This window comes from Bradyrhizobium sp. USDA 4503 (assembly GCF_054055815.1).
Genome location: NZ_JBSRXS010000001.1, coordinates 1,407,628 through 1,433,204 on the forward strand (window position 1 = coordinate 1,407,628; position 25,577 = coordinate 1,433,204).

The following is a 25,577-nucleotide window of genomic DNA, read 5'->3' on the forward strand; positions in this document are numbered from 1 at the left end:
GGCGCCTGTTCATTGTTCCCCGGAGCGTGCGTCGCGCCAGCGCATCGCCCATAGGATGAGGCTATCCTCGTGCCAGCGCGAACGACAAGCCCGCGCCGACGCGGGGCTCATCTGCATTCGCGCGATAAGCGGTTCGGCGTACTGCTGCGCACAAATGGTGGTGCGAAAGCCCGATGTGAGCCGCCGGAGCCGTTGACTTCTGCAATGCCGATCGCCCACGTTTGCGTGGAGGAAGCGGGGAGCAGCCGGGTGGACGAAAAGCGCAAGCATCCGCGAACCGAGGTCAATGAACCCGGCTATGTCTCGTCGGGCGGTTCGGTCATGCATTGCACGATCGTGAACATCTCGCCGGAAGGGGCGGCCATCGAGGTCGAGAATCCGGCCTTCGTCCCACACAGATTCCGGCTGGTGATGGCCCGCGACGCCTCTATCGTCTATGAGTGTCAGGTGATCTGGAGCAAGAAGACGCGAATTGGAGTGAGTTTCGTGGCGACCGCCTGAGCGCGGCAATCTCGATTGCGGACGCCCATGAACCAGCATGCCAAGGAGCCCGGGTTTCGTTGCTGGAACAGCAGGTGATCCGCCGATGAATCCGGAACCTGCAACGATCTGCCTTGGCTGCTGGCAAAATCTGCATATGCCGATCCCGTTGCGCGGTCCTTTGGCGGCGCCGTTGCGTCTGTTCGGCGTCCGGCCGAGCCGCATGAACCCGAACACATGCACGATCTGCGAGATGGCCTTCTCGAAGATCATGGAGGCGCGCGCCGTGATCATCGACGCCACCATCCTGTTCGCCGATCCGCGCGGCTACACCACGCTGACGCAGACCATCGCGCAGGACGGGCTGACCTCGCTGCTCGACGCGTTCTACGACGACTGCGCCGCCGCGATCTGGCGCTATGACGGCATCCTCAACAAGACCATCGGCGATGCCGTGTTCGCGATCTTCAATTTCCCGGTGCGGCGCGACGATCTCCGTGCAGGCCTTGCTCGCGGCGCGCCAGATCCAGCGCAGTTTTCGCGACAGGCACGATGCGCTGGTGCGGGCGATCGGCGCCGGCGACATCGAGATCGGCATCGGAATCGGATTGGATAGCGGTGACACCAATTTCGGTGAGTTCGGCCAGGCCCACCGCGACCTGACGGCAGTCGGCACGGTGGTCAATCGCGCGGCACGCGCGCAGGCGGCCGCCAGGTCAGGCGAGATCCTTGTGACGACGGCCGTGCGGGATCGAACCCGCGACATGATCACGGCAGCCGGTGCCGATTACACCCTGAAGCGCTTCGACCAGCCCGTCACATTATTTCCTGCGTGAATTGGCTTTCGCGTGAATTGACGCGGCGCAAAAAAGACGGCTCCAGCGTGCAACTGCGCGCCGAAGCCGTCGGGGATGGTCGTTTGCCGATTACGAACGCCGCCTCAACGCAAGGTCGGCGGCTTGGTTCCAGCCCGGATGAAAAGCTTCGAACCGGCGTCAGCGCCACATGCCGCGCATCCGGGCGCCGATGTCGATCGGCGGCGCGCGGTTGGCCGCGGAGGCCTGCGCGGCCGCGGCGCGCGGCCAGGTGGTCCGCTCGAACATCGGCAGCAGTCGTTCCGGGATGAAGCGGGTGCGCGAGGCATACATGTGGCGGTCGCCCTTGGCGGCCTGGCCGTGAACGAAGAAGCGCTGCGGCACCAGCAGATGCAGATCGTCCTTGGCGCGGGTCATCGCGACGTAGAGCAGGCGGCGCTCCTCCTCGAGTTCGGCCGACGTGCCGGCGCCGAGGTCGGAGGGCATGCAGCCGTCGACGACATTGAGCACATAGACGGATTTCCATTCCTGGCCCTTGGCGGAATGGACCGTCGACAGGATCAGATAATCCTCATCGAGCAACGGCACGCCAGCCTGGTCGCTGGTCGCATCGGGTGGATCGAGCGTAAGCTCGGTGAGAAAACGTTCGCGTGACGGGTAGCCGGCGGCGATCTGCTCGAGCTGAATGAGATCGGCGCGGCGTACCTCGCTGTCCTCGTGGATGCGATCGAGATGCGGTTCGTACCAGAGGCGGGCGCGTTCGATATCGACGGGCCATTCCGAGTAGCGAAGGTTCTCGATGGCCTCCACGAACAGCCGCCAGTCCGCACCGGCGCGGGGCGGAGCGGGCAGCGCGACGAGCGCAGCAATCGGATCGGCGGCCTCGGTCATGCGGTCGAGCACCCGCTGCGCCGAGGCCGGTCCGACGCCGGGCAACAGATGCAGGATGCGAAAACCTGCAACCCGGTCGCGCGGATTGGCGGCGAAGCGCAGCAGCGCCAGCATGTCCTTGACATGCGCGGCGTCGAGGAATTTGAGGCCGCCGAATTTCACGAACGGAATGTTGCGGCGGGTCAGTTCGACCTCCAGCGGTCCGCTGTGCGAGGAGGTGCGGAACAGCACCGCCTGGTGCTTCAACAGGGTGCCTTCCTCGCGATTGGCCAGCACCTGCTCGACGATGTAACGGGCCTGATCGGCCTCGTCGCGGATCGTGACGAGCAGCGGCTTGCGGGTCGAGGTCCGGTCGGTCCACAGGTTCTTGGTGAAGCGTTCCTTGGCGAGCGAGATCACGCCATTGGCGGCCGACAGGATCGGCTGCGTCGAGCGATAGTTGCGATCGAGCGTGACGATCTCGGCGGCCGGGCTGAACTGGGCCGGGAAGTCAAGGATGTTGCGCACGGTGGCGGCGCGGAACGAATAGATCGACTGCGCGTCGTCACCGACCACGGTGAGCCCGCGGCCCGCGGGCTTGAGTGCGAGCAGGATCGAGGACTGCAGGCGGTTGGTGTCCTGATATTCGTCGACCATCACATGGTCGAAGCGGCCGCCGATCTCCTCGGCCAGGGCGGCGTCCGTCACCATCTGCGCCCAGTAGAGCAGGAGGTCGTCGTAATCGAGCACGTTCTGCCGCTGCTTGGCTTCGACATAGGCCCCGAACAGCTGTTTCAATTCACTGGCCCAACCGGAGCACCACGGGAAGAACTGGCCGAGCACGGCCTCGATCGGCATCTCCGCGTTCACGCAGCGCGAATAGATCGCAACGCAGGTGCCCTTGGTGGGGAACCGGCTTTCGGTGCCGGAGAGCCCGAGATCGTGGCGGACCAGATTGATCAGGTCGGCGGAATCCTCGCGGTCATGGATCGTGAAGGCCGGGTCGAGGCCGATACGCTCGGCGAATTCGCGCAGCAGCCGCGCGCCGATGCCGTGGAACGTGCCGGCCCAACTCAGCGCGTCGGTCATGACCGAGGCGCGATCGCCGAGCACGCGGCGCGCAATGCGCTCGACGCGGCCGGCCATCTCGGCGGCGGCGCGCCGCGAAAAGGTCATCAACAGGATGCGGCGCGGATCGGCGCCAGCGACGATCAGATGCGCGACGCGATGGGCGAGGGTGTTGGTCTTGCCGGACCCCGCGCCCGCGATCACCAACAGCGGCGCGCCGACGATGCAATCCTTGCCGACCCCGTGCTCGACAGCGCGGCGCTGCTCGGCATTGAGCGCATCGAGATAGGCTGTGTTGGCAAGATCAGTCACGAATCACCCCCACGAAACGCTAACAGACATTGCGATTCATTGGGGCCGGCGCGCCGAGGCGGACGCAGAGAAATTAGATTGACATTAACGCGGCGCGGCGCACAACCCCGCCATGGGTGACGTATCCAAATCCGACACGCCGCTGAAGGCGACGTTCAACGTGCGGCTGAACGGCGAGACGGTGACGCTCGCGACCGTCGGCCAGGCCTATAGCTTCATCAGCAATCTCAGCGCCGTCGAATGGATGGAGTTCCGCTCGCTGCATGACGAGGCATTGGTTGCGCTCGAGAGAGCGGCCGGTAACGCCATGCTGACGGTGCAAGCGACCAACGCGTTGCGGATGCTGTTCGTCCGCGCGAAACTGCTTTGAAAAGAAAACGAGCCGCCTTGGTGTTCCATTGGCCCTCCAAGGCGGCCCGAGAGTGCGGCTGAAGCGCATTGCGCACCCGGCCGTCGCGTGTACCGCCGTTACCTTGTTTGCGGCCATAACGAACAGCGCCTTACGCAACCACCGCCGATTCGGCTGTAGCCGCGGCACCACAATCACGGGCCAACGTCATCGACCAGGCGGTCATACACGAGCGCGGACCGGAGGTTCATGGTTGCGATCTTCAGATAGCTCGGCTCGCGCATGGCGTTGTTGAACATCATGATCGCCGTCTTCCAGTAGCCGCGCTCGCGCTGATCCAGGTTTAGCGCGGACAGGTAGTCCGCGGCGTCGCCGACCGTCGCGAGCGTTCGCCCGTCCTTCAGCGTAATCGGGAACGCAAGCGGCGACCGCTTCTCCAACTCCAGCACGTCAGGCTCCCCCAGGACCAAGCAGCAATAAGACAAAGCAGCAATAACAGGAACAGACCTAGCTGCGCCGCTATATCAAAGCCTTAAGGGGACGTCCGGCCTGGCTGGCGCGGACGGTCAGAACGAATCCGCCAGCGCGATCTCCGCCTTCAGCGCGTCGATCCGCCGTTCGGCTTCCTCGGACGTCAGGTCGCGTGCGTACTGGTTCGGCTGATAGGCCTCCTCGGCGAGGCTCCTCAACCGCAGCGCCTGGGCACGGGTCATCAGCCCGCCAAGCCGCTCCGCAACCCCACCATATCTTACCGCTGCCACGCTCATTGCTTGCCTCGCTTGCTGGATCGTGACTTGACAATATGTTCTATTTTTGTTCTAACAAGACATGGACAATAAGATCAATGAAATTCGGCGCAAGATCAGCACGTTGCGAGCTGAGATGAGCCTGATCGAGGCGTCGATCCGGGATCAGGTCAACCGTGACCTCGATTGCAGTGAAGCATCGTACCGGCTGATGGCGATGCGAGCCGAAGTGGCCCAACTGGTCGGCCGGTGGAAAGCCGCCGGCGGCGGCGAGCGTCTCCCCACGGTCCGGGAGCGGCTGAGCCGGAGCTTCGAGGACCGCGCCGGCACGAAGGTCAAGGTGGACAAGGACAAAGCGAAGCCTGCGCCCGGTCACAGCAACGCCCGGGTGTGATCCGGCGGTTCGCCCAAAGAGGGGAGCCTCGAACACCGGCTCAGGCCCAAATCAGGTTTCAAGGAAGGAACCCGGACCGCAGGATCTGCATTTTCTTGTGGTGAGAGCCAATACCATAGCATCGCCCAGCGCCATGATCGCCGATCCGACCGCGCCACCGCGGGCATCGATGAATGACGATCGCAGTCCACTGCTGACGCTGATCTCCTGCATCAGCTGCATCAGGACGATGCGGCTCGAGAGCAGCCATCCGGGCAGCGAGGGCAGGGATATTCTTCAGTACCGCTGCGAGCAATGCAGCCGCATCGAGCGAGTGCAATTGGTGCGGCGAAGCTGGCCGGCGGAACGCTAGCCTTTCGATTTTGAACTAGTGTCCCGAATCCGAAGTTCGCATCATTTGCCGCACCTTCGGAGCGAACTTCGGATTCGATAAGGACACTAGCAAGCTTATGATTCTAGTGTGCTTTATGAATGCGAAGTTCGTGAAAGTGGCTGCCGCGAAATCGCACGAACTTCGCATTCAGCACACTAGGAGCGGGCTTTCGCCTTTGGTCTTGCCACGACGTCATGCGCGGTGGCATCGAACTCGCTCGAAGCGTTGCCGGATGGCCCGCTCGTCGCGCTGCCGACGCCGTGCCCCGTCAACTTTGCGAGTTCGCGGCTGAGGTCGTGGATGTGGTACGGCTTGCGTAACACCGGAAAGTCGGACCTCACGTCGCGTGCGCTCGCGCTGTAGCCTGTCGTCAGCAGGATCGGCAGCTCGGGCTTTCTGTCCCGGATCGTGCGCGCCAGCTTCAGTCCATCGATCCTGCCGGGCATGACGATGTCGCTGAACACCACATCGATCCCGTTGGCGTCGATTTCCGACAAGGCGGCCTCCGCGTTCGAGGCCCAGCGCACGGTGTAGCCGAGCTGTTCGAGCAGGCCCGTGCTCGCATCGGCGACGGCAGGATTGTCCTCGATCAGCAGGATCGTGGCCAAGCCGGGCGTGCTGTGCCCCGTAGCCGTGCGCTTTGCGGCCGCAGTCCCGCGCGGGAGATAGATGCTGACCGTCGTGCCCTTGCCGAGCGCGCTTGTAATCTCGACCCGGCCATCCGCCTGGTGCGCGAAACCGTGAACCTGGGACAGCCCAAGGCCGGTCCCTTTGCCGACCGGCTTGGTGGTGAAGAAGGGATCAAAGACCTTGTTCATGACATCGTCTGGAATGCCTTCGCCGGTGTCGGTAATGCTGACGACCACCTGGGCGGCTTCCGGGACATTGCGCGCCGCGACGGTCAGCGTGCCGCCGCCGGTCATCGCATCCCGGGCATTGACCACGAGGTTGATCAGCGCGGTCTCAAATTCCGTCGGATCGACGAAGATCGGCCAGAGATCCGGTCCGATCTCCATGTTCAGCTTGATCGCGCCGCCGAGCGCGCTGGTCAAAACCTCTCGCACCGCGGTGATCCTGTCAGCGACGTTGATGGTCTGCGGATTGACACTCTGCCGACGCGCGAAGGTGAGGAGCTGCCTGGTCAGGGACGCGGCACGCTCGGATGCGGTTTCGATCGCGCCGAGTGCAAGCGTCCCCCGTTCGCTCATCACCTCGCGCTTGATCCGGTGCAGATTGCCGGAGATGATCATCAGCAGGTTGTTGAAGTCGTGCGCGACGCCGCCGGTCAGTTGGCCGAGCGCATCCATCTTTTGCGATTCCGCAAGCTGGCGCTGCACCTGTTCGAGCTTCTGATGCGCGTCGCGCCGCTCGGAAATATCCCGGGTGATCTTGGCGAAGCCGACCAGGCTGCCGTCGGTATCGCGGATCGGATCGATCACGACGCTCGCCCGGAAGAACGAACCGTCCTTGCGGACCCGCCAGCCTTCCTCCACGTAATGCCCGGTCTCTTCCGCGATCTTGAGCGCATGGGCGGGCTTGCCGGCAGCCTGGTCGGCCGGCGTATAGAACCGCGAGAAGTGCTGGCCGATGATTTCGCCGGGCGAATAGCCCTTGATGCGCTCGCCGCCGGCGTTCCAATTGGCGACGATGCCGGCCGGCGTCAGCATATAGAGCGCATAGTCGGTGACATTGCTCACCAGCAGGCGGAACTGGCTTTCGCTGGCCTCGAGATCCGCGCGCGCCTGATGCCGCTCGGTGATGTCGCGGGTGACCATTGTGTAGCCGACAAGCTTGCGCTTCTCGTAGATCGGATCGATGACCACAGCAGCGTAGAATTGCGACCCGTCCTTGCGGACGGACCAGCCTTCGGCCGCTGAGTGCTTCTCCTTCCGCGCCATCTGCAGAGCTCTCGCCGGAACGCCGGATGCGCGGTCTTCGGCAGGATAGAAGACCGAGAAGTGCTTGCCGAGGATCGCCTTGGCCGGATAGCCCGTGATGCGCTCGGCGCCCTTGTTCCAGTTGATGACCCGGCCATCGGGGCCGAGCGTGCAAATGGCGTAGTCGACCACGCCGCCAGCCACCGGCCGACGATCGTGCCGGCTCTCGACGATGCCCCGTTTGAGTTGTTCTGATTTCTTAACCATCACCGATCCTGCCCCCGCCCGAAACGCGCGGGGATGGTCAATGTTCCATGCGAGCACGAGGACCGGGCGATCAGGGCCGGCTCCGTCGTTCTTCGGAAAAGTTCGGCCAACGGTCGGAACTTTTGGTTCCAATCGCGATTAAGGTACTCGGTTTGCGTCACAAATTGCGGTTTTGGCGTTTTCCCGCTTGAATAGATCAAGGGCAGTCATTCTTATGGTCACACTGGCTTTTCCGAGTCTCTGGATTCGCAGCCAGCGCGTAGGGGAAATTACATGACCGATCTCGGTTCGTCGCCTCGACCCCGTGCTGATACGCGCCGCAGCCAGCAATCAAACGGAAGCCTCGATTCCTCGCATGACCTGCTGCAGTCGCTGCAGGCGATGCGCGCCGGCGACTTCTCGGTCCGGATGCGTGGCGACTATCTCGGCATCGACGGCAAGATCGCAGATGCCTTCAACGAAATCGCTGCCGCCAACGAACGCATGGCGCAGCAATTGGCGCGCGTCGGCCAGGTCGTCGGCCGCGAGGGACAGACCCGCCAGCGCGTCAATTTCGGCCTCGCCAGCGGCGCCTGGGCCGATATGGAGAGCTCGGTCAACACGCTGATCGACGATCTGCTGTGGCCGACCCGCGAGGTCACCCGCGCGGTCGCTGCGGTGGCGCAAGGCGACCTGCTGCAGACCGTGCAGCTCGACGTCGAGGGCCGGCCTTTGCGCGGCGAATTCCTGCAGTCGGCGAACATCGTCAACACGATGATCAAGCAGCTCTCGGTGTTCACCTCGGAGGTCACGCGCGTGGCGCGCGAAGTCGGCACCGAGGGCAAGCTCGGCGGCCAGGCCCAGGTGCCGGAAGTGACCGGCGTCTGGAAGGACCTGACCGAGAGCGTCAACTCGATGGCCAACAATTTGACCGGCCAGGTCCGCAACATCGCCGAGGTGACGATCGCGGTCGCCAACGGCGACCTGTCCAAGAAGATCACGGTCGACGTTCGCGGCGAGATCCTGCAGCTGAAGGAAGCCATCAACACGATGGTCGATCAGCTGCGTTCGTTCGCTTCCGAAGTGACGCGCGTGGCGCGCGAGGTCGGCACCGACGGCAAGCTCGGCGGCCAGGCGATCGTGCCCGGCGTCGCCGGTACCTGGAAGGACCTCACCGACTCGGTGAACGCGATGTGCGGCAACCTGACCGCCCAGGTACGCAACATCGCCAACGTCACCACGGCCGTGGCGCGCGGCGACCTGTCGCGCAAGATCACGGTCGACGTCAGCGGCGAGATTTTGGAGCTGAAGGACACCATCAACACGATGGTGGACCAGCTCAACTCGTTCGCGTCGGAAGTGACGCGTGTGGCGCGCGAGGTCGGCACCGAGGGCAAGCTCGGCGGCCAGGCCCAGGTGCCCGGCGTTGCCGGCACCTGGAAGGACCTGACCGACAACGTCAACTTCATGGCGTCGAACCTGACCGCGCAGGTCCGCAACATCGCCGACGTAGCCACCGCAATCGCCGGCGGCGACCTCTCGAAGAAGATCACGGTCAACGTGTCGGGCGAGATCCTTCAGCTGAAGGAAACGCTGAACACGATGGTGGACCAGCTCAACGCGTTCGCGTCCGAAGTGACGCGCGTGGCGCGCGAGGTCGGCACCGAAGGCAAGCTCGGCGGCCAGGCCAACGTGCTCGGCGTCGCCGGCACCTGGAAGGATCTGACCGACAACGTCAACTTCATGGCGTCGAACCTGACCGCGCAGGTCCGCAACATCGCCGCCGTGACGACGGCGGTCGCGGGCGGCGACCTCTCCAAGAAGATCACGGTGGACGTGCGCGGCGAAATCCTCGAGCTGAAGGACACCATCAACACGATGGTCGATCAGCTCAACGCCTTCGCCGGCGAAGTGACGCGCGTGGCGCGCGAGGTCGGCACCGAAGGCAAGCTCGGCGGCCAGGCCGAGGTGCGCGGCGTCGCCGGCACCTGGAAGGATCTCACCGACAGCGTCAACTCGATGGCCTCGAACCTGACCGCGCAGGTCCGCAACATCGCTGAGGTCGCGACCGCGGTGGCGAAGGGCGACCTGTCGAAGAAGATCACGGTGAACGTGTCGGGCGAAATCCTTCAGCTGAAGGAAACGCTGAACACGATGGTGGACCAGCTCAACGCGTTCGCCGGCGAGGTGACTCGCGTGGCGCGCGAGGTCGGTACCGACGGCAAGCTCGGCGGCCAGGCCGAGGTGCCCGGCGTCGCCGGCACCTGGAAGGACCTGACGGACAGCGTCAACTCGATGGCCGGCAATCTCACGGCGCAGGTGCGTAACATCGCCGAGGTCGCGACCGCGATCGCCGGCGGCGACCTGTCGCGCAAGATCACCGTCGACGTGCGCGGCGAGATCCTTCAGCTGAAGCAAACGCTGAACACGATGGTCGACCAGCTCAACCGCTTCGCGGGCGAGGTGACGCGCGTGGCGCGCGAGGTCGGCACCGACGGCAGCCTCGGCGGCCAAGCCAACGTGCCCGGCGTCGCCGGCACCTGGAAAGACTTGACCGACAACGTCAACTCGATGGCCGGCAACCTGACCGCGCAGGTCCGCAACATCGCGGAGGTGACCACCGCCGTTGCGCGCGGCGACTTATCGCGCAAGATCACCGTCGACGTGAAGGGCGAAATCCTCGAGCTCAAGAACACCATCAACACGATGGTGGACCAGCTCAATGCGTTTGCGGGCGAGGTGACGCGCGTGGCGCGCGAGGTCGGCACCGAGGGCAAGCTCGGCGGCCAGGCCGAAGTGCCCGGCGTCGCCGGCACCTGGAAGGATTTGACCGACAACGTCAACTTCATGGCGTCGAACCTGACCGCGCAGGTCCGCAACATCGCCGAGGTCGCGAGCGCGATCGCCGGCGGCGACCTGTCGAAGAAGATCACCGTGGACGTGCGCGGCGAGATCCTGCTGCTCAAGGACACCCTGAACACGATGGTCGAGCAGCTGCGCTCGTTCGCCGCCGAAGTGACGCGCGTGGCGCGCGAGGTCGGCACCGAGGGACGGCTCGGTGGCCAGGCCGTGGTGCCCGGCGTCGGCGGCACCTGGAAGGACCTCACCGACAACGTCAACCTGCTGGCGGCGAACCTGACCACCCAGGTGCGCAACATCGCCGAAGTCACCACCGCGGTGGCGCGCGGCGACCTGTCGCGCAAGATCACGGTCGACGTGAAGGGCGAAATCCTCGAGCTCAAGAACACCATCAACACCATGGTCGACCAGCTCAACGCCTTCGCCGGCGAGGTGACGCGCGTGGCGCGCGAGGTCGGCACCGAGGGCAAGCTCGGCGGCCAGGCCGAGGTGCGCGGCGTTGCCGGCACCTGGAAGGACCTCACCGACACCGTCAACGTCATGGCGGTCAACCTGACCGAGCAGGTGCGCGGCATCGTCAAGGTGGTGACCGCGGTCGCCAACGGCGACCTGAAGCAGAACCTGACGGTGAAGTCGAAGGGCGAGGTGGCCGCGCTCGCCGACACCATCAACAACATGACCGAGACGCTTGCGACCTTCGCCGAACAGGTCACCAGCGTGGCGCGCGAGGTCGGCGTCGAGGGACGGCTCGGCGGTCAGGCCAACGTGCCCGGCGCGGCCGGCACTTGGAAGGATCTCACCGGCAACGTCAACCTGCTCGCGGCCAACCTGACCTCGCAGGTGCGCGCGATCGCGGAAGTGGCGACCGCCGTGACCAAGGGCGACCTGACGCGCTCGATCCAGGTCGACGTCCGCGGCGAGGTCGCCGAGCTCAAGGACAACATCAACACGATGATCGGGAACCTCCGTCTCACCACGGAGCGCAACACCGAACAGGACTGGCTGAAGACCAATCTGGCGCGCTTCACCAACATGCTGCAGGGCCAGCGCGATCTTGCGACCGTCGGCCGGCTGCTGCTGACCGAGCTTGCGCCGCTGATCAACGCGCATATGGGCGTGATCTACCAGGTCGACAATCCCGAGAATGCGCAGTTGCGCCTGTTGTCGGCCTATGCCAGCGACAGCAGCAATCCGCATCCGCAGATCGTCCAGTTCGGCGAGGGATTGATCGGCCAATGCGCGCTCGACAAGCGCCAGCGTCTCGTCTCCGAAATTCCCGGCGATGCGGTGCCGATCAATTCGGCCTTGATGCGGATCATGCCGAAGAACCTCGTCGTGTTTCCGGTGCAGTTCGAGAACCAGGTCAAGGCGGTGATCGAGCTGTCCTCGATCTCCTCGTTCACGACCTCGCAGATCACCTTCCTCGAACAGTTGACCGACAGCATCGGCATCGTGCTCAACAGCATCGAGGCGACGATGCAGACCGAGGCGCTGCTCAAGCAGTCGCAACAGCTCGCCGGCGAGTTGCAGACCCAGCAGAAGGAATTGCAGCAGACCAACGATCAGCTGGAGCAGAAGGCCCAGCAGCTGGCCGAACGCAATGTCGACGTCGAGCGCAAGAACCAGGAAATCGAGCAGGCGCGGCGCGCGCTGGAAGAGAAGGCGACCGAGCTGTCGTTGACTTCGAAGTACAAATCCGAATTCCTCGCCAACATGTCGCACGAGTTGCGGACACCGCTGAACTCGATCCTGATCCTGGGCCAGCAGCTCACCGAAAATCCCGACGGCAATCTGACCGGCAAGCAGGTCGAGTTTGCCCGCACCATTCACGGCGCCGGCACCGACCTGTTGAACCTGATCAGCGACATCCTCGATCTCTCCAAGATCGAGTCCGGCACGGTGACGGTCGACGCCGAGGAGATTTTGACATCGAGCCTGCTCGAGACCGTCGGACGGCCGTTCCGGCACGAGGCGGAGAACCGGCATCTCTCGTTCAGCATCGATGTCGACGCCAATCTTGCGCGCAGCATGGTGACCGACTCCAAGCGGCTGCAGCAGGTGCTCAAGAACCTGTTGTCGAATGCGTTCAAGTTCACCGCGGAAGGCGGCGTCAGCCTGACCGTGTCGGCCGCGCTCGGCGGCTGGAGTGTGGAGCATCCGATCCTCAACGCGGCGCCTGCGGTCGTTGCGTTCGAGGTGTCGGATACCGGCATCGGCATTCCACAGGACAAGCAGAAGCTGATCTTCGAGGCGTTCCAGCAAGCCGACGCCGGCACCAGCCGCAAATATGGCGGCACCGGTCTTGGACTGGCGATCAGCCGTGAGCTCGCGGGTCTGCTCGGCGGCGAGATCCATCTGCGCAGTGCGACGGGCAAGGGCTCGACCTTCACGCTCTATCTGCCGCTGAAATATGCCGGACCCTCGGTGGCACTGCGCCCGCAGGCTCAGCCGATCGCGATGCCGCACGCGCCGGCGCCGGCACTGCAGGCTTCGGGCGCGCAGGAGCGTGTGATCGAGCAGCTTCCGGACGACCGGCTCGATCTCGAGCCCGGCGACACCATCCTGCTGATCGTCGAGGACGATCCGCATTACGCGCGGGTGCTGATCGATCTGGCGCGCGACAAGGGCTTCAAGGTGCTGGTCGCAAGCCGCGGCGCCGAAGCGCTGGATCTGGCCAAGCAGTTCCAGCCGAGCGCGGTGTCGCTCGACGTCTTCCTGCCCGACATGCTCGGCTGGACGGTGCTGAGCCAGCTCAAGCACAATCCGCTGACCCGTCACATTCCGGTTCAGATCATCACGCTCGACGAGGACCGGCAGCACGCGCTGGCGCGCGGCGCGTTCTCCTTCGTCAACAAGCCGACGACGACGGAAGGCGTCAGCGCTGCGCTGTCGCAGATCAAGGAATACGCCAGACCACGCCGCAAGCGCCTGCTGATCGTGGAGGACAATGCGACGGAGCAGCTCAGCATCACCGAACTGCTCGGGCACGAGGATATCGAGATCGTGACCACCGGCACCGGGGCAGGGGCGCTCTCGACGATGCGCGAAAATCCGTGCGACTGCGTCGTGCTCGACCTGCGCCTGCCCGACATGAGCGGTTTCGAAGTGCTGGATCAGATCCGCAAGGACGAGACGCTGTCCAATATACCCGTCGTCGTGTTTACGGGCCGGGAACTTTCAGCGGAAGAAGACGCGGAACTGCATACGATGGCGCGCAGCATCGTCGTCAAGGGCGTGGAATCGCCGGAGCGTCTGCTCGACGAAACGTCACTGTTCCTGCACCGTGTGATCACGGAATTGCCCGTCGAAAAACAGAGGATGCTGGAGAAGCTCAATAGTTCCGATGAGGATCTTATTGGCAAGACCGCACTGCTGGTCGACGACGATGCCCGCAACATCTTCGCGCTCTCGAGCGTGTTGGAGCGGCGAGGTATGAAGGTGTTGACTGCGACAACCGGTCACGAGGCCATCTCGCTGGTCGAATCCAATCCCAAGATTGCGATCGTGCTGATGGACATCATGATGCCGCAGATGGACGGTTACCAGACTATCGGCGCCATCCGGCAAAACTCCGCCTTCGCGCGGCTGCCGATCATCGCGCTGACCGCGAAGGCGATGAAAGGCGATCGAGAGAAATGCCTGGAGGCAGGCGCGTCCGACTATCTGGCGAAACCCGTGAACACCGAGCAACTGCTGCTGGCGATCCGCATGTGGCTGCACCGCTGATCGGCGATCGAACATGATGGACCACGAAAAGGTAAACATCCTTCTGGTCGATGACCAGCCGGCGAAGCTGCTGGCCTATGAGGTCATCCTGAAGGAGCTCGGCGAGACACTGGTCGCCGCGTCGTCGGGCCGCGAGGCGCTGGAGTTCCTGCTCAAGAACGAAGTCGCGGTCATCCTGGTCGACGTCTGCATGCCAGAGCTCGACGGCTTCGAGCTCGCGGCGATGATCCGCGACCATCCGCGCTTCCAGAAGACCGCGATGATCTTCATCTCGGCGATCCAGGTCAGCGATATCGACCGGCTCCGCGGCTACGAGATGGGCGCGGTCGATTACGTGCCGGTGCCCGTCGTGCCCGAGGTGCTGCGGGCAAAGATCCGCGTGTTCGCCGAGCTCTACCGCAAGACACGACAGCTCGAACGCCTCAACGCGGAGCTCGAGGACCGCGTGCGCGCACGCACCGCCGAGCTCGAGCAGTCGACCACGCGACTGGTCGAAAGCGAGGCACGCCGCAGCATGGCGATTGCGGCCGGCAAGATGGGCTCGTGGGACTGGGATTGGGTCAACGGCGACTGGATGTGGGACGAGGGGCAATACAAGATCTTCGGCGTCGACCCGAAATCCTTCAAGCTCACCTCCGACAATATACAAGCGCTGTTTCATCCCGACGATGTCGAGCACCTCCGGCAAGCCTGGACCGGCTTCGGCAAGGGCCAGACGTCCTATGAAACCGAATTCCGCGTCATGCGGCCGGACGGCGAAGTGCGCTGGTGCGTCGGTACAGCCGCGGCCACCAGCGACCGCAACGGCAAGGTGGTACGGGTGAGCGGCGTCACCGTCGACATCACCGATCGCAAGAAGGCCGAGGAGCGGCAGAGCCTGTTGACCCGCGAGGTGGACCATCGCGCCAAGAACGCGCTCGCGCTGGCACAATCGATCGTGCGGCTTACGCGCGCGCAGAACGTGACCGCCTATGTGCGGGCGGTCGAGGGCCGCATCACGGCGCTGGCACGCGTTCACACCGTGCTGTCGCTGTCGAGCTGGCAGGGCGCCGAAATCCGGCGGCTGGTCGCCGAGGAGATCGCGCCGTATTCGGAAGCCGGACAGATCCAGATCGATGGCGAAGAGGTGCAGTTGCAGCCCGCGACCGCGCAGACCTTGGCGCTGGCGCTGCATGAGCTCGTCACCAACTCCGCCAAATACGGTAGCCTGTCGGTGCTGTCGGGCCGGCTTGCGATCACCTGGGAACTGCACGACGAAACGCTGATCCTGGCCTGGGTGGAATCCGGCGGACCTCCCGTGACCAAGCCGAAGCAGAGAGGTTTCGGCACGAGAAGCGTCATCGCCAGCATCGAGACCCAGCTCGGCGGCCGCGCCGACTTCGATTGGCGCACCGAGGGCCTGGTGTGCCGGCTCACGGTTCCGCTCAAGGCGCTGGCCGGAGAGCCCGCGGCCTACCGCGATTTGTCGACGGCCGAGCAGCGCCAGCCCATGGTCAGTTCCAGGGCCGTGTAGCGCATCCACCCGAACAGGAACCAAGCGCCGGACGCTGCGGTTAACGGGGCTTGATCGCTCCGTTCGTGGCTTGAGGTGCTGCCTTGGATGCCCAAACCCGAGAGCGCGGGCCGTCCGGGGAGAAGCCGCGGCAGCTCGAGCGCAATCCCGAGCAAGGATCGCAACCTGACCGCGCATCCTCGCCACAGCAGGAAACCGAGCGCAAGCCATCGATGCGCGACCGGCTGCGCGAGCACTGGCTGCTTGCCACAGTCGGCGCCTGTCTGCTCCTGCTCGCGATCATCGGTGGCGTGAGCTATTGGCTGAACGTGCGTCACTATGAATCGACCGATGACGCGTTCGTGGCCGCACGCAGCTTTGCGGTGGCGGCGAAGGTCGGCGGCTATGTCGTCGAGGTCCCCGTCACCGACAACCAGCACGTCAATGCCGGCGATCTCCTCGCGAGGATCGACGAGCGCGACTACAAGATATCAGTCGATCAGGCCAGCGCACAGGTCGCGGTCGCAGAGGCCAATATCGCCAATGTCGAGGCCCAGATCGACAGCCAGCAGGAGCAGATCAAGGAAGCCAAGGCGCAGCAGCAACAGGCCGAGGCGCAATTGAAGTTCGCGCGGGAGGAGGCGGAGCGCGCCCAGAACCTCGTCGAAAAGGGCGCGGGCACGGTGCAGCGGCAGCAGCAGACCCGCTCGGATCTCGACGCCCAGCAGGCCAATGCCAGCCGCGCCAGAACGGCAGTGACTGCCGCAGAGCTCGGCGTCAAGACGCTGGAGGCTCAGCTCAAGAGCAGCAAGGCATCGCTGGAGCAGGCGCAGGCCCAGCTCGATCAGGCCAAATTGAACCTGCAATATACCCGCATCGTCGCAGCGCAATCCGGACGCGTCGTCAAGCTGAGCGGCGCGGTCGGCACTTATGTGGCGCCGGCCCAGAGCGTCATGATGTTCGTTCCTGACGAGGTCTGGATCACCGCCAACTACAAGGAAACGCAGCTGACGGACATGCGCCCGGGCCAGCCGGTCGAGATCAGGATCGATGCGTATCCGGGGCGCAAGCTCACTGGCCGCGTGGCTTCGGTTCAGCCGGGCTCGGGCACTGCGTTCAGCCTGCTGCCGGCGGAGAACGCGACCGGCAATTTCGTCAAGGTCGTGCAGCGCGTTCCCGTGAAGATCGTGATCGACAATTGGCCGAATGACGTTCCGATCGGGCCGGGCATGTCGGTCGTGCCCTGGACCAGGGTGCGATGAGCGACGTTGCGGCAGGCGGCGGCGCGGCCTGGTCGCCGGAGCGTTCGGCTGCCGGCGGACATAATCCTTATCTGATTGCCTTCGTCGTCTCGATCGCGACCTTCATGGAGGTGCTGGACACCACGATCGCGAACGTGGCCTTGCGCCATATCGCGGGCGGCCTGGCCGTCGGCATCGACGAGAGCACCTATGTGATCACCAGCTATCTGGTCGCCAACGCGATCGTGCTGTCGATCTCGGGCTGGCTCTCGACCGTGATCGGCCGCAAGCGCTTCTACATGATCTGCGTCGCCACCTTCGCGTTCGCGTCCCTGCTGTGCGGGCTTGCCTGGAGCCTGGAGGCGCTGGTTCTGTTCCGGATCATCCAGGGCCTTGGCGGCGGCGGGATGGCGACGAGCGAGCAGGCGATCCTCGCCGACTCCTTTCCGCCGGCCAAGCGTGGCCAGGCGTTCGCGATCTACGGCGTCGCGGTGGTGGTTGCTCCCGTGGTCGGGCCAACGCTCGGCGGCTGGATCACCGATACCTATAGCTGGCACTGGATCTTTCTGATCAACGTGCCGATGGGCTTGCTCTCGCTGTTCCTGGTCGGGACGCTGGTCAAGGAGCCGTTCGGCGCCGAGCAGGAGCGCAAGGAGCTCCTCAAGGACGGCCTGCGCGTCGACTACATCGGCTTCGTACTGGTCGCGATCGGGCTCGGTTCGCTCGAATTCGTGCTCGACGAAGGCCAGCGCAAGGACTGGTTCGGGTCCAACATGATCGTCGGCTTCGCGCTGGCCTCGGCGATTTGCCTGATCGCGCTGATCCCCTGGGAGCTGACGCGCAAGGAGCCGATCGTCGATCTCCGCCTGCTGGGACGTCGCCAGTTCGGATCGTGCTTCCTGGTGATGCTGTGCACCGGCGCGGTGCTGATCTCGTCGACGCAGCTCCTGCCGCAGCTGTTGCAGACCGAGCTGAACTATACTGCGCTGCTTGCCGGGCTCGCACTGTCGCCCGGCGGCGTCGTCACGCTGATCTTGATGCCGGTGGTCGGCCATCTCGTCAGTCGCGTTCAGCCGAAATATCTGATCGCGATCGGCGGCTGCATCGTCGCATTCTCGATGTGGCATCTGACGGGACTGAACGGCGACATCACCTATGGCTATGCCGCGCTCGCACGCATCTTTCTCTCCGCCGGCCTTCCGTTCCTGTTCTTGCCGGTCACGACAGCGTCATATGACGGCGTGCCGCCGGACAAGACCAACCAGGCCTCGGCGCTGATCAACGTCGCGCGCAATATCGGCGGGTCGATGGGCGTCGCACTCGCCCAGACCGCGCTGGCGCAACGCCAGCAATTCCACCAGAGCCGGCTGGTCGAACATGCCGCGCCGTCCGACATCGGGTATCAGCAGACCATCGACACGATGACGCGCTTCTTTGAGGCACAGGGGTCGAACGCATCGGACGCCGCGTCCCAGGCGGTCGCCTCGGTCGGCCAGACCTTGCAGCGGCAGGTCGACCTGCTCGCCTATATCGACGTGTTCTGGATGCTCTCGATCATCGGCCTCGTGATGATCCCGCTGGCGCTGATCATCAAACCGGTCGATCTGACGGCGCCGCCCCAGGGACATTAATGCAGACGACATTGTGAACGCGGGAGCGGCCGAAACCGCGCTATGAACGGCGTGGCCGAAGGAAATCGCGCGAGGAGCTTATGCCCAGGACGAATCTTGCCGGTGCGGGTCTGTCGGCCGTCTTCCTTGCGGCGATCAGCATCACGCGGTCGGGCGCCGAGCCCGTGCTGAAAGGCGCGGAAGCTTTCGGCGACTGGCAACGCGACAAGCCGGGCACGGTGCGCCTGATCACGCCGCAGGACTTACCCAAGCCCGGGGCAACGGCGTCGAGCAGCAAGTTTCCGCGCGTCATGCCGAGACCTGCATCGGCCACGCCGCAGGTGCCGGCAGGGTTCAAGGTCGAACTGTTTGCGAGCGGGCTCAGCGGTCCGCGGATCATCCGGACCGCGCCCAATGGCGATATCTTCGTGGTGGAAACGGGCTCCGGCCGCATTCGTATCCTGCGCAGCGCCGACGGCGCCACCAGGCCTGCGACCAATGAAGTCTACGCAACCGGCCTGAACCAGCCGTTCGGCATCGCGTTCTTTCCGAGCGGTGACAATCCGCAATGGCTCTATGTCGCCAACACCGACAGCGTCGTGCGCTTTGCCTACCGTAACGGCGATCTCAAGGCGTCGGGAAAACCCGAGACGATCGTCGCCCGGCTGCCGCCCGGCTACGGCCATTCCACGCGTGATATCGTGTTCACGCCGGACGACAAGCGGATGCTGGTGTCGGTCGGCTCCGCCGGCAACGCAGGCGAGGGGCTGGGCCGCCCGCCGAAGGGCATCGAGGCCTGGAGCCGCGACCATGCGCTCGGCGCTGCATGGGGCGACGAGACCGATCGCGCCGCCGTGCTCGCCTTCGATCCTGATGGCAAGAACCAGAAGCTGTTTGCCACGGGGATCCGCAACTGCGTCGGACTTGCGATCCAGCCCGGAAGCGGCACGCCGTGGTGCTCGACCAACGAGCGCGACGGCCGCGGCGACAATCTTGTGCCCGACTATGTGACACGGGTCCGCGAAGGCGCGTTCTACGGCTGGCCCTGGTACTACATCGGCGGCAACGAAGACCCCGCGCATGCCGGCGCGCGGCCCGACCTGAAGGACAAGGTGACGGTCCCTGACGTGCTATTGCAGGCCCACTCGGCGTCGCTTGGCCTGACCTTCTACACCGGCAGCAGTTTTCCGCCGGAATATCGCGGCGATGCGTTTGCCGCCGAACACGGCTCGTGGAATCGGTCGAAGCGCACCGGATACAAGGTCATTCGCATCAGGCTGAAGGACGGCGTGCCGACCGGCGAGTACGAGGATTTCGTCACCGGCTTCGTCATCGGCGACAATGAGGTCTGGGGCCGTCCGGTCGGTGTGACGGTCGCGCGCGACGGCGCACTGCTGGTCTCCGAAGACGGCAACGGCACGATCTGGCGCGTCAGCCGCGACTAGCGCTGCAGGCGGCGCGCGCTAGCCGAGCCCGTCCTTGAGGCCATACTCCTCGTAGATGGTCAGGGGATCGGTGTCGGGAAACAACCGGCACTTGGCCTGCGCAAGATGCAGCGTGACGGCGCCGGCCTCACATCTGGCGGTCAGGATTTTTCGGACATCCTCCATATGCGCGCGCGGCTGATGCTTTGACGGCAATTGTTCGAGCGCCACCAGCGCTGTGGCCAGGGCCTCCGTGACCACCCATTCGTCGTGTCCGGTAATTCCCTTTCGCGGCATCGCCACACCCTCCGTAGCACCGGCTGCGACATTGTAGCGCGAGATGGGTGGGGGCTGTCATCAGCCAACATGGCCAGGGCAGCGGGGAACCGGTTCGCGTGGCCCTGCCACGATGCGCCGCAGGGAACCGGCGTGGCAGCGCGCGGAAGCAATGATTAGAACCACGAGGCTCGCTTCTTCGTCTCGGGTCAGTCCACCCAAATGTTCGCTCCCTATCTCTTGGCCTGGAGTCTTGTCCCCGACGGCGCCCCGATCGTGACGCATGCCGCACGGTTGCTGCCGGTGCGCCGGCATGGGGAGCCGGCCATGCTCAAGCTCTCGCACGAGCCGGACGAGCGCCTCGGTGCCATCGTGATGGAGTGGTGGGACGGCGAAGGTGCGGCGCGGGTTCTTGCCCGTGACGGCGACGCCCTTCTGCTCGAGAGGGCGACGGGATCGGCTTCGCTCAGCGAAATGGCGCGAACCGGCCGGGACGACGAGGCCTGCAGGATTCTCTGCGCAACGGCTGATCGGCTTCACGCCGAGCGAGCGAAGCCGCGGCCGGATCTGACGCCGCTGACGCATTGGTTTCGTGAGTTGTGGCCCGCGGCGAGGGCGCATGGCGGCATTCTGAACCGATCGGCGGAAGTTGCCGAAGCTCTGCTGGGCAGTCAGCGCGAGATCGTGGTCCTGCATGGCGACCTGCACCATGACAACGTGCTCGACTTCGGCGCGCGCGGCTGGCTTGCGATCGATCCGAAGCATCTCGTCGGCGAGCGCGGCTTCGACTTCGCCAACATCTTCACCAATCCGGATCTTGCGGATTCGACACGGCCGGTCGCGACCGAACCCGGACGCTTTGCGCGGCGGCTCGACATCGTCGTTGAAGCCGCGCGGCTCGATCGCCGGCGCCTGCTGTCATGGATCGTAGCCTGGACCGGCTTGTCGGCCGCATGGTTTCTGGGGGATGACGATCCGCTCGCCGAAATCGACCTTACGATTGCACAGCTCGCCGCCGCCGAACTCGACCGGATGGCGTAGGGCGCGCAGCGACTACGCCGCCGCGGCGCTGGCTCCACTCAGCGACACGCTCAAAATCCGCCACTTCGAGATATCGAAGAAATAGGCGGCCTTGATGCGCGCGGAAGCGGGGTCCGGCGCCTGAATCGCGGTGTGGAATTGCCGCGTCCCATCGCTCAGCGAAATCCGGAATGTCTGCATTGGTCGAACCTCCACGCGCGGATGCTGCGGCACGGAGAGTTAACATCCGGTTGCCGTTGACGGCGCGCGCGACACGCTTGCTTCACTCACTCAGGTGAAGCCGGCGGCAGCCGCACCATCGTGTCCTCCGCGCCAACGACGCGTCCATCTTGCGCGCGCAATTCGAGCCGTCGCACCGGCAGCCCGTTCTTGCGGTCGACCAGCAGCACATGCGCCTCATCGGGCTCAAAGAAGAAATCCTCACCCCACTGCCGGAGCGCCACGAGGAGCGGGAAGAGGCCGCGTCCCTTTTCGGTCAGCACATATTCCTGGTAGGGGCTGCCGTCGCTTGCGGGCACCGTCTCCATGATGCCGTGCGCCAGAAGATTGCGGAGCCGCGCCGAGAGGATGTTCTTGGCAAGCCCGAGGCTCTTCTGAAATTCGCCGAAGCGGCGCAGCCCGTCGAACGCATCGCGGACAATCAGCAGCGACCACCAGTCGCCGATCGCATCCAGCGGCCGGGCAACGCCGCACATCGAGTCCCTGTGGCTCACTCGCTTGGCCATCGTGATCCTCAACACTCATTCCCTGGGGGATGATCGGCGCTCAGTGCCGCGGCCGGAAAACCACCCGATCGTGGGTTCGATATATTGGTTGCAAAGTAAAACCTCAAGCGATACACGATGGTTGCAAATTAAAACCTGAGGTGCGCCATGATCCAAGCCGACGCCGCGTTCGACGGCACTTTTCCTTTCGCACCGCATTTCAGCGCGGCGCCGGGCTTTCAGATGCATTATGTCGACGAAGGTCCGCGGGACGGCGAGGTGGTGCTTTGCCTGCACGGCGAACCAAGCTGGGGCTATCTGTTCCGCCACCTCGTGCCGAGCCTCAGTGCGACGCACCGGGTGGTCGTTCCGGATCACATGGGTTTTGGCAAGAGCGCGACGCCGGCGCATCGCAGCTATTGGCTGCAGGACCATGTCGACAATCTCGAAGCGCTGGTCCGCGCGCTCGATCTCACCGACATCACGCTGGTCATGCATGATTTCGGCGGCCCGGTCGGCATGGGGCTGGCGGCCCGGCATCCGGGCCGGATTCGCCGCATCGTCTCCGCCAACGGGCCAACGCCGTTCGGGCAGAGCGATCTGTTCGATCGCGTCGCCGCCAACGCGCAGGTCTCGCCGTGGTTTCAATGGATCGCAAAGGCCGAGGCGAGCGGCGACCTTGAGCCGGTTCTCGGACAGCTCGGCTTCAACATTTTGAGCACGCTGAAGCTCAACGGATTCGAGAACAACGCCGTCATCACGGACGCCTGGCTCGCCGCCTACGGCGCGCACTTCGCCCGTCCGGCGGACTGCCTCGGTGCGATCGGCTGGGCCAAGGGCTTTGCGACCGGCGCGCATCAATTCCAGACGCCCGATCCCGCCGCCCACCGCTTGATCCGCAGCAAGCCTGCGCTCGCGATCTGGGGCGAGGCGGACCGCACGCTGCGCGCGGAGCATTTCCTGCCGCTGTTTTCCGCAATCTTCCCGACGGCGCCGGTCAGACGCCTTGCCGGCGTCGGGCATTACTGCTTCGAGGATGCGCCTGGGGAAATCGCCGGCCTGATTGCGGAGTTCATGCGGCAGACGTGACTACGCGTCACATCGTGCATTCCGCCGAGATCGCAGCCTCAAGTGCCGGCACCCAGGCCTTGTAGGCGGCCGCGGTGAAGTGAATGCCGTCGGCCATCTTCGCGCCCGGCGGCAGATGCGGGTCGATAAACCGAACACCACGCGCAACTGCGGCGGCTTCGATCGCCCGGTTGGTCGATTCGTCAGCTGCGACGGCGATGGCCACCAATGGCCGCGTCGAGAGCGACTTGACGGTCTCGATGAGGTTGGCGAAGTCGCGTTGCGCCGTTGGCGATCCGGCGTCGTTGGCGCCGACCGCGAGCACGAGCAAGAATGCGCCCTGGTCCTGCAGCACGCGCCCGGCGAGCTGCTTTGCCTCCGCGATGGTCTGACCGCCAACACCGGCATTGATGACCGGACGTCCGCAGAGCTGCCGGGGCAGCGGAGCCATTTCGGTGATGCTGTCGCCAAGCACGACGATCGGCGCCGGCGCGTCGGCGAGCGCAGCGCGTATCATGAATTCGCGCACCGCGGCATGATCGTGAAAGGCGTGCTGAGACACTTCGCCGAAACGGTTGCGCATCCTCTGCAGCTCCGCAAAGGAAGCGACAAAACCAATCAGAAAAGTAACGGCCAAAACCCAAGGTAGTGCGCGACGCATTGCTCCTCAGAGCTATCATCACGGCTCCAGCCCGAGCAATATTCGGAAACAACCGCACAACGCCGAAGCGATCACTTTCTGCGGATCACGTCCTGCGGGAGGTGGCTGGATACGGCGGCGCGCAACCCGTTACCTCCGTTGCGGCCATTTGGTGGTTGGCTATCGCTGCCGCTTTGGTCTCGGCTCTGAGCCCGGCTGGACCGCGCCCAATTGAAAGCGGTGGCGGAAGGGGTGGGATTCGAACCCACGGTACCCTTGCGGGCACGCCGGTTTTCAAGACCGGTGCCTTAAACCACTCGGCCACCCTTCCGGATCAAGGATCAGGCCCTTAGCGTAGGGCGGCGCCGAACGCAACGCGAACTTGGCAGCGAAACCCGGGTGGGCCCGTCATTCGCCGGTCCGTGAACTCAAAGGGCCCACGCTTGCAACGCCGTTGACCGCGAGGGCCCACCTTGGCCATGATGAGGCCCATGAAGCGCGTCCTCTTTCTCTGCACCGGCAACTACTATCGCAGTCGATACGCAGAGGAACTGTTCAATCATCTTGCAAGAGCCGAACAACTGGCGTGGCGCGCATCCTCCAGAGGCGCGGCCGAGCGGGGATCGCCCGACAATGTCGGGCCGATGTCAGTCTTCACCGACGATCGTCTCCGCGCGAGCGGCATCGTTCCGGAAGGCGCAACGCGGTTTCCGCAGCCCTGTTCATCGGCCGACTTCGACGACGCCGACCTCGTGATCGCGCTCAAGGAGGCCGAGCACCGTCCGCTGATCGAGCGCCGGTTCCCGGAGGTCGCCGACAGGGTGACTTACTGGCACGTTGACGATATCGACTTTGCTCATCCGTCAGTCGCGTTGGCCATGATCGACGATCACATCCGCGCACTGGTTTCGGCGCTCAGGTCATCGGTTTGCGCTTCAGAAAGATCTCCAGCGCAAACGTAGCCGGGCGCGCGAGCATGTCGCTGATGCGTTCGAGATCGTCGATGGCGACGATCTCGAGGCGGCCTTCGGTCACCGTCAATTGGTCGATGGGCACATCGCGCGCGAGGAACACCTCGCCGCGAAGCGTGCCGTTTGGCGTTGCATGATCGCGACCGGAATAGCGGCCGATCAACTCGAAACGCTCGGGCGGCAGGTAGTAGCCGATCTCCTCGTGGATCTCGCGAACGACGCATTCGAGGAAGGTCTCGGCGCCCTCCCGCCGTCCGCCAAACAGGCTGATCTTTCCGCGATCGGTAACATGCGGGAGGTCGTCGCGCAGTTGCATCAGCAGCCGGCCATCTGTGCTGACGAGAAGGGCGGACGTTCCCTCCCTGACACTGCCGGTCATCCGTACATCCTCTTCGGGAAACGGCGAGGATGCGTCACGAGTGGGGCGGGGAGAAGACAGCGCGTCTGCCGCAACCCGTTTGGCGGGGAATGAGTAGGGGTAACCAATGCCCGTCGCACGGGCGCCGGTAGAATCTCAAAAACGTTCAGCCGAAAGCGAACGCCAGCAGGCTCGAGCACAGCAGCACGAGGCTTGCTGCGGTCAGGGTCAGAAACCCGTCGGAGACCAAATCGTGATTACGCATGATACACCTGCCTTCAATCGATGCTCATCCGAATTGATTAAAGCTTTCCGAACATTCACTCCTGGAAAGAGGTGACGCGTCTTTCCGCCTTCAACGGACTGTCAGGCCCGGTACCGATAGCCTTCCACGGCGTGCGCCAAGAAGATCGCCGCACTCACCAAGCCCATCACCGCTGTAACCGTCTCGATCATCGCAAACTTCCTTTGCGCCCCACACGGAGGAGAGAACGATTGCAGGCTTGCACAGTCAAAAAGATTCAATTGTTGGAATCCAAGATGCGCCCGGACTGATGATTTGCTGCAACAGTGTGTCTGATCGCGGGACAGGCGAGGGCATTTGGCGGGGGCGAAGGTCAGTAGAAGGACGGAGGAG

Annotated in this window: 23 protein-coding genes and 1 tRNA gene; 14 read left to right on the top strand and 10 right to left on the bottom strand. The window is 64.4% G+C overall.

Going from position 1 to position 25,577, the window contains the following annotated elements; all coding sequences use genetic code 11:
- Positions 1-204: 204 nt before the first annotated feature.
- The 3 genes from ACVMIH_RS06775 to ACVMIH_RS06785 all read left to right on the top strand — a co-directional run bounded on the left by ACVMIH_RS06775 (position 205) and on the right by ACVMIH_RS06785 (position 1,316).
- A complete protein-coding gene (locus tag ACVMIH_RS06775) occupies positions 205-501 on the top strand; it encodes a PilZ domain-containing protein (RefSeq protein ID WP_456861031.1) in 297 nt (98 codons plus the stop codon).
- Positions 502-586: 85 nt separating this feature from the next.
- Positions 587-1,096: an adenylate/guanylate cyclase domain-containing protein gene (locus ACVMIH_RS06780; RefSeq protein ID WP_245311614.1), complete on the top strand. Its 510-nt coding sequence runs from the start codon at positions 587-589 to the stop codon at positions 1,094-1,096.
- Positions 1,041-1,316, top strand: coding sequence for an adenylate/guanylate cyclase domain-containing protein (locus ACVMIH_RS06785; RefSeq protein WP_245311613.1), 276 nt, complete (start codon positions 1,041-1,043; stop codon positions 1,314-1,316). The genes ACVMIH_RS06780 and ACVMIH_RS06785 overlap by 56 nt, the downstream gene beginning before the upstream one ends.
- A 159-nt stretch (positions 1,317-1,475) precedes the next feature.
- On the opposite strand, the gene ACVMIH_RS06790 is transcribed toward ACVMIH_RS06785, so the two are convergent.
- Positions 1,476-3,545 carry an ATP-dependent helicase gene (locus tag ACVMIH_RS06790; protein WP_057018677.1) on the bottom strand — a complete coding sequence of 690 codons (2,070 nt, stop codon included), beginning with the start codon at positions 3,543-3,545 and terminating at the stop codon, positions 1,476-1,478.
- A 112-nt stretch (positions 3,546-3,657) separates the two neighbouring features.
- Between ACVMIH_RS06790 and ACVMIH_RS06795 the strand changes: the two genes are divergently transcribed.
- Positions 3,658-3,915, top strand: coding sequence for a hypothetical protein (locus ACVMIH_RS06795; RefSeq protein ID WP_456856059.1), 258 nt, complete (start codon positions 3,658-3,660; stop codon positions 3,913-3,915).
- Positions 3,916-4,088: 173 nt separating this feature from the next.
- Here ACVMIH_RS06795 and ACVMIH_RS06800 read toward each other — a convergent pair whose 3' ends face one another.
- Both ACVMIH_RS06800 and ACVMIH_RS06805 read right to left on the bottom strand, forming a co-directional pair.
- Positions 4,089-4,343: a hypothetical protein gene (locus tag ACVMIH_RS06800; RefSeq protein WP_028332017.1), complete on the bottom strand. Its 255-nt coding sequence runs from the start codon at positions 4,341-4,343 to the stop codon at positions 4,089-4,091.
- Between the two features lie 117 nt (positions 4,344-4,460).
- The gene (locus ACVMIH_RS06805; protein ID WP_026192767.1) at positions 4,461-4,661 is read right to left on the bottom strand and encodes a DUF3072 domain-containing protein; all 201 of its coding nucleotides are present in this window, start codon (positions 4,659-4,661) and stop codon (positions 4,461-4,463) included.
- A gap of 61 nt (positions 4,662-4,722) precedes the next feature.
- Between ACVMIH_RS06805 and ACVMIH_RS06810 the strand changes: the two genes are divergently transcribed.
- On the top strand, positions 4,723-5,034 hold the full coding sequence (locus ACVMIH_RS06810) for a hypothetical protein (protein WP_038377154.1): 312 nt from the start codon (positions 4,723-4,725) through the stop codon (positions 5,032-5,034).
- 133 nt (positions 5,035-5,167) lie between these two features.
- Positions 5,168-5,386: a hypothetical protein gene (locus ACVMIH_RS06815; protein WP_016845796.1), complete on the top strand. Its 219-nt coding sequence runs from the start codon at positions 5,168-5,170 to the stop codon at positions 5,384-5,386.
- Positions 5,387-5,562: 176 nt separating this feature from the next.
- Here ACVMIH_RS06815 and ACVMIH_RS06820 read toward each other — a convergent pair whose 3' ends face one another.
- Entirely contained in the window at positions 5,563-7,551 is a 1,989-nt protein-coding gene (locus ACVMIH_RS06820) for a hybrid sensor histidine kinase/response regulator (protein ID WP_057018675.1), read from the bottom strand.
- 273 nt (positions 7,552-7,824) lie between these two features.
- On the opposite strand from ACVMIH_RS06820, the gene ACVMIH_RS06825 reads away from it, so the two are divergent.
- The 5 genes from ACVMIH_RS06825 (at position 7,825) to ACVMIH_RS06845 (ending at position 19,903) form a co-directional block, all read left to right on the top strand.
- Entirely contained in the window at positions 7,825-14,115 is a 6,291-nt protein-coding gene (locus tag ACVMIH_RS06825; RefSeq protein WP_456861033.1) for a HAMP domain-containing protein, read from the top strand.
- Positions 14,116-14,131: 16 nt separating this feature from the next.
- Complete coding sequence (locus ACVMIH_RS06830) at positions 14,132-15,628, top strand: sensor histidine kinase (RefSeq protein WP_057018673.1); 1,497 nt, start codon at positions 14,132-14,134, stop codon at positions 15,626-15,628.
- An 83-nt stretch (positions 15,629-15,711) separates the two neighbouring features.
- Positions 15,712-16,869 (top strand): HlyD family secretion protein, encoded by a 1,158-nt coding sequence (locus ACVMIH_RS06835; protein ID WP_057018672.1) that lies wholly within the window; start codon positions 15,712-15,714, stop codon positions 16,867-16,869.
- Positions 16,866-18,479, top strand: coding sequence for a DHA2 family efflux MFS transporter permease subunit (locus ACVMIH_RS06840; protein WP_456861035.1), 1,614 nt, complete (start codon positions 16,866-16,868; stop codon positions 18,477-18,479). The genes ACVMIH_RS06835 and ACVMIH_RS06840 overlap by 4 nt, the downstream gene beginning before the upstream one ends.
- An 80-nt stretch (positions 18,480-18,559) precedes the next feature.
- Positions 18,560-19,903, top strand: coding sequence for a PQQ-dependent sugar dehydrogenase (locus ACVMIH_RS06845; RefSeq protein WP_456814409.1), 1,344 nt, complete (start codon positions 18,560-18,562; stop codon positions 19,901-19,903).
- 18 nt (positions 19,904-19,921) lie between these two features.
- On the opposite strand, the gene ACVMIH_RS06850 is transcribed toward ACVMIH_RS06845, so the two are convergent.
- Entirely contained in the window at positions 19,922-20,179 is a 258-nt protein-coding gene (locus ACVMIH_RS06850; protein WP_028340659.1) for a hypothetical protein, read from the bottom strand.
- Between the two features lie 201 nt (positions 20,180-20,380).
- On the opposite strand from ACVMIH_RS06850, the gene ACVMIH_RS06855 reads away from it, so the two are divergent.
- Positions 20,381-21,199 carry an aminoglycoside phosphotransferase family protein gene (locus ACVMIH_RS06855; protein ID WP_456861037.1) on the top strand — a complete coding sequence of 273 codons (819 nt, stop codon included), beginning with the start codon at positions 20,381-20,383 and terminating at the stop codon, positions 21,197-21,199.
- A gap of 12 nt (positions 21,200-21,211) precedes the next feature.
- On the opposite strand, the gene ACVMIH_RS06860 is transcribed toward ACVMIH_RS06855, so the two are convergent.
- Together ACVMIH_RS06860 and ACVMIH_RS06865 are read right to left on the bottom strand one after the other, a co-directional pair.
- Positions 21,212-21,379, bottom strand: coding sequence for a hypothetical protein (locus tag ACVMIH_RS06860; RefSeq protein ID WP_016847764.1), 168 nt, complete (start codon positions 21,377-21,379; stop codon positions 21,212-21,214).
- A gap of 86 nt (positions 21,380-21,465) precedes the next feature.
- Entirely contained in the window at positions 21,466-21,924 is a 459-nt protein-coding gene (locus tag ACVMIH_RS06865; RefSeq protein WP_028340657.1) for a winged helix-turn-helix transcriptional regulator, read from the bottom strand.
- A gap of 147 nt (positions 21,925-22,071) precedes the next feature.
- Here ACVMIH_RS06865 and ACVMIH_RS06870 point away from each other — a divergent pair, with 147 nt between their 5' ends.
- Positions 22,072-22,992, top strand: a complete 921-nt coding sequence (locus ACVMIH_RS06870) for an alpha/beta fold hydrolase (RefSeq protein WP_076828847.1) — start codon at positions 22,072-22,074, stop codon at positions 22,990-22,992.
- A gap of 7 nt (positions 22,993-22,999) precedes the next feature.
- On the opposite strand, the gene ACVMIH_RS06875 is transcribed toward ACVMIH_RS06870, so the two are convergent.
- Both ACVMIH_RS06875 and ACVMIH_RS06880 read right to left on the bottom strand, forming a co-directional pair.
- On the bottom strand, positions 23,000-23,554 hold the full coding sequence (locus tag ACVMIH_RS06875; RefSeq protein WP_076828845.1) for an SGNH/GDSL hydrolase family protein: 555 nt from the start codon (positions 23,552-23,554) through the stop codon (positions 23,000-23,002).
- Positions 23,555-23,852: 298 nt separating this feature from the next.
- Positions 23,853-23,942 (bottom strand) — tRNA-Ser (locus ACVMIH_RS06880).
- 160 nt (positions 23,943-24,102) lie between these two features.
- Here ACVMIH_RS06880 and ACVMIH_RS06885 point away from each other — a divergent pair.
- The gene (locus tag ACVMIH_RS06885; protein WP_156436348.1) at positions 24,103-24,573 is read left to right on the top strand and encodes an arsenate-mycothiol transferase ArsC; all 471 of its coding nucleotides are present in this window, start codon (positions 24,103-24,105) and stop codon (positions 24,571-24,573) included.
- Here the strand turns inward: ACVMIH_RS06885 and ACVMIH_RS06890 are convergent.
- Positions 24,527-24,961, bottom strand: coding sequence for an NUDIX domain-containing protein (locus tag ACVMIH_RS06890; protein ID WP_456861040.1), 435 nt, complete (start codon positions 24,959-24,961; stop codon positions 24,527-24,529). The genes ACVMIH_RS06885 and ACVMIH_RS06890 overlap by 47 nt on opposite strands.
- Positions 24,962-25,577 lie beyond the last annotated feature (616 nt).

Excerpts from the sequence above, each read along its gene's own strand:
- ACVMIH_RS06775 (WP_456861031.1), top strand. The coding sequence starts at position 205 with ATGCCGATCGCCCACGTTTGCGTGGAGGAAGCGGGGAGCAGCCGGGTG.
- ACVMIH_RS06780 (WP_245311614.1), top strand. The coding sequence starts at position 587 with ATGAATCCGGAACCTGCAACGATCTGCCTTGGCTGCTGGCAAAATCTG.
- ACVMIH_RS06820 (WP_057018675.1), bottom strand. The coding sequence starts at position 7,551 with ATGGTTAAGAAATCAGAACAACTCAAACGGGGCATCGTCGAGAGCCGG.
- ACVMIH_RS06845 (WP_456814409.1), top strand. The coding sequence starts at position 18,560 with ATGCCCAGGACGAATCTTGCCGGTGCGGGTCTGTCGGCCGTCTTCCTT.
- ACVMIH_RS06830 (WP_057018673.1), top strand. The coding sequence starts at position 14,132 with ATGGACCACGAAAAGGTAAACATCCTTCTGGTCGATGACCAGCCGGCG.
- ACVMIH_RS06860 (WP_016847764.1), bottom strand. The coding sequence starts at position 21,379 with ATGCAGACATTCCGGATTTCGCTGAGCGATGGGACGCGGCAATTCCAC.
- ACVMIH_RS06810 (WP_038377154.1), top strand. The coding sequence starts at position 4,723 with ATGGACAATAAGATCAATGAAATTCGGCGCAAGATCAGCACGTTGCGA.
- ACVMIH_RS06795 (WP_456856059.1), top strand. The coding sequence starts at position 3,658 with ATGGGTGACGTATCCAAATCCGACACGCCGCTGAAGGCGACGTTCAAC.
- ACVMIH_RS06825 (WP_456861033.1), top strand. The coding sequence starts at position 7,825 with ATGACCGATCTCGGTTCGTCGCCTCGACCCCGTGCTGATACGCGCCGC.
- ACVMIH_RS06855 (WP_456861037.1), top strand. The coding sequence starts at position 20,381 with ATGTTCGCTCCCTATCTCTTGGCCTGGAGTCTTGTCCCCGACGGCGCC.
- ACVMIH_RS06850 (WP_028340659.1), bottom strand. The coding sequence starts at position 20,179 with ATGCCGCGAAAGGGAATTACCGGACACGACGAATGGGTGGTCACGGAG.
- ACVMIH_RS06885 (WP_156436348.1), top strand. The coding sequence starts at position 24,103 with ATGAAGCGCGTCCTCTTTCTCTGCACCGGCAACTACTATCGCAGTCGA.
- ACVMIH_RS06840 (WP_456861035.1), top strand. The coding sequence starts at position 16,866 with ATGAGCGACGTTGCGGCAGGCGGCGGCGCGGCCTGGTCGCCGGAGCGT.
- ACVMIH_RS06865 (WP_028340657.1), bottom strand. The coding sequence starts at position 21,924 with ATGGCCAAGCGAGTGAGCCACAGGGACTCGATGTGCGGCGTTGCCCGG.
- ACVMIH_RS06890 (WP_456861040.1), bottom strand. The coding sequence starts at position 24,961 with ATGACCGGCAGTGTCAGGGAGGGAACGTCCGCCCTTCTCGTCAGCACA.
- ACVMIH_RS06805 (WP_026192767.1), bottom strand. The coding sequence starts at position 4,661 with ATGAGCGTGGCAGCGGTAAGATATGGTGGGGTTGCGGAGCGGCTTGGC.
- ACVMIH_RS06870 (WP_076828847.1), top strand. The coding sequence starts at position 22,072 with ATGATCCAAGCCGACGCCGCGTTCGACGGCACTTTTCCTTTCGCACCG.
- ACVMIH_RS06875 (WP_076828845.1), bottom strand. The coding sequence starts at position 23,554 with ATGCGCAACCGTTTCGGCGAAGTGTCTCAGCACGCCTTTCACGATCAT.
- ACVMIH_RS06815 (WP_016845796.1), top strand. The coding sequence starts at position 5,168 with ATGATCGCCGATCCGACCGCGCCACCGCGGGCATCGATGAATGACGAT.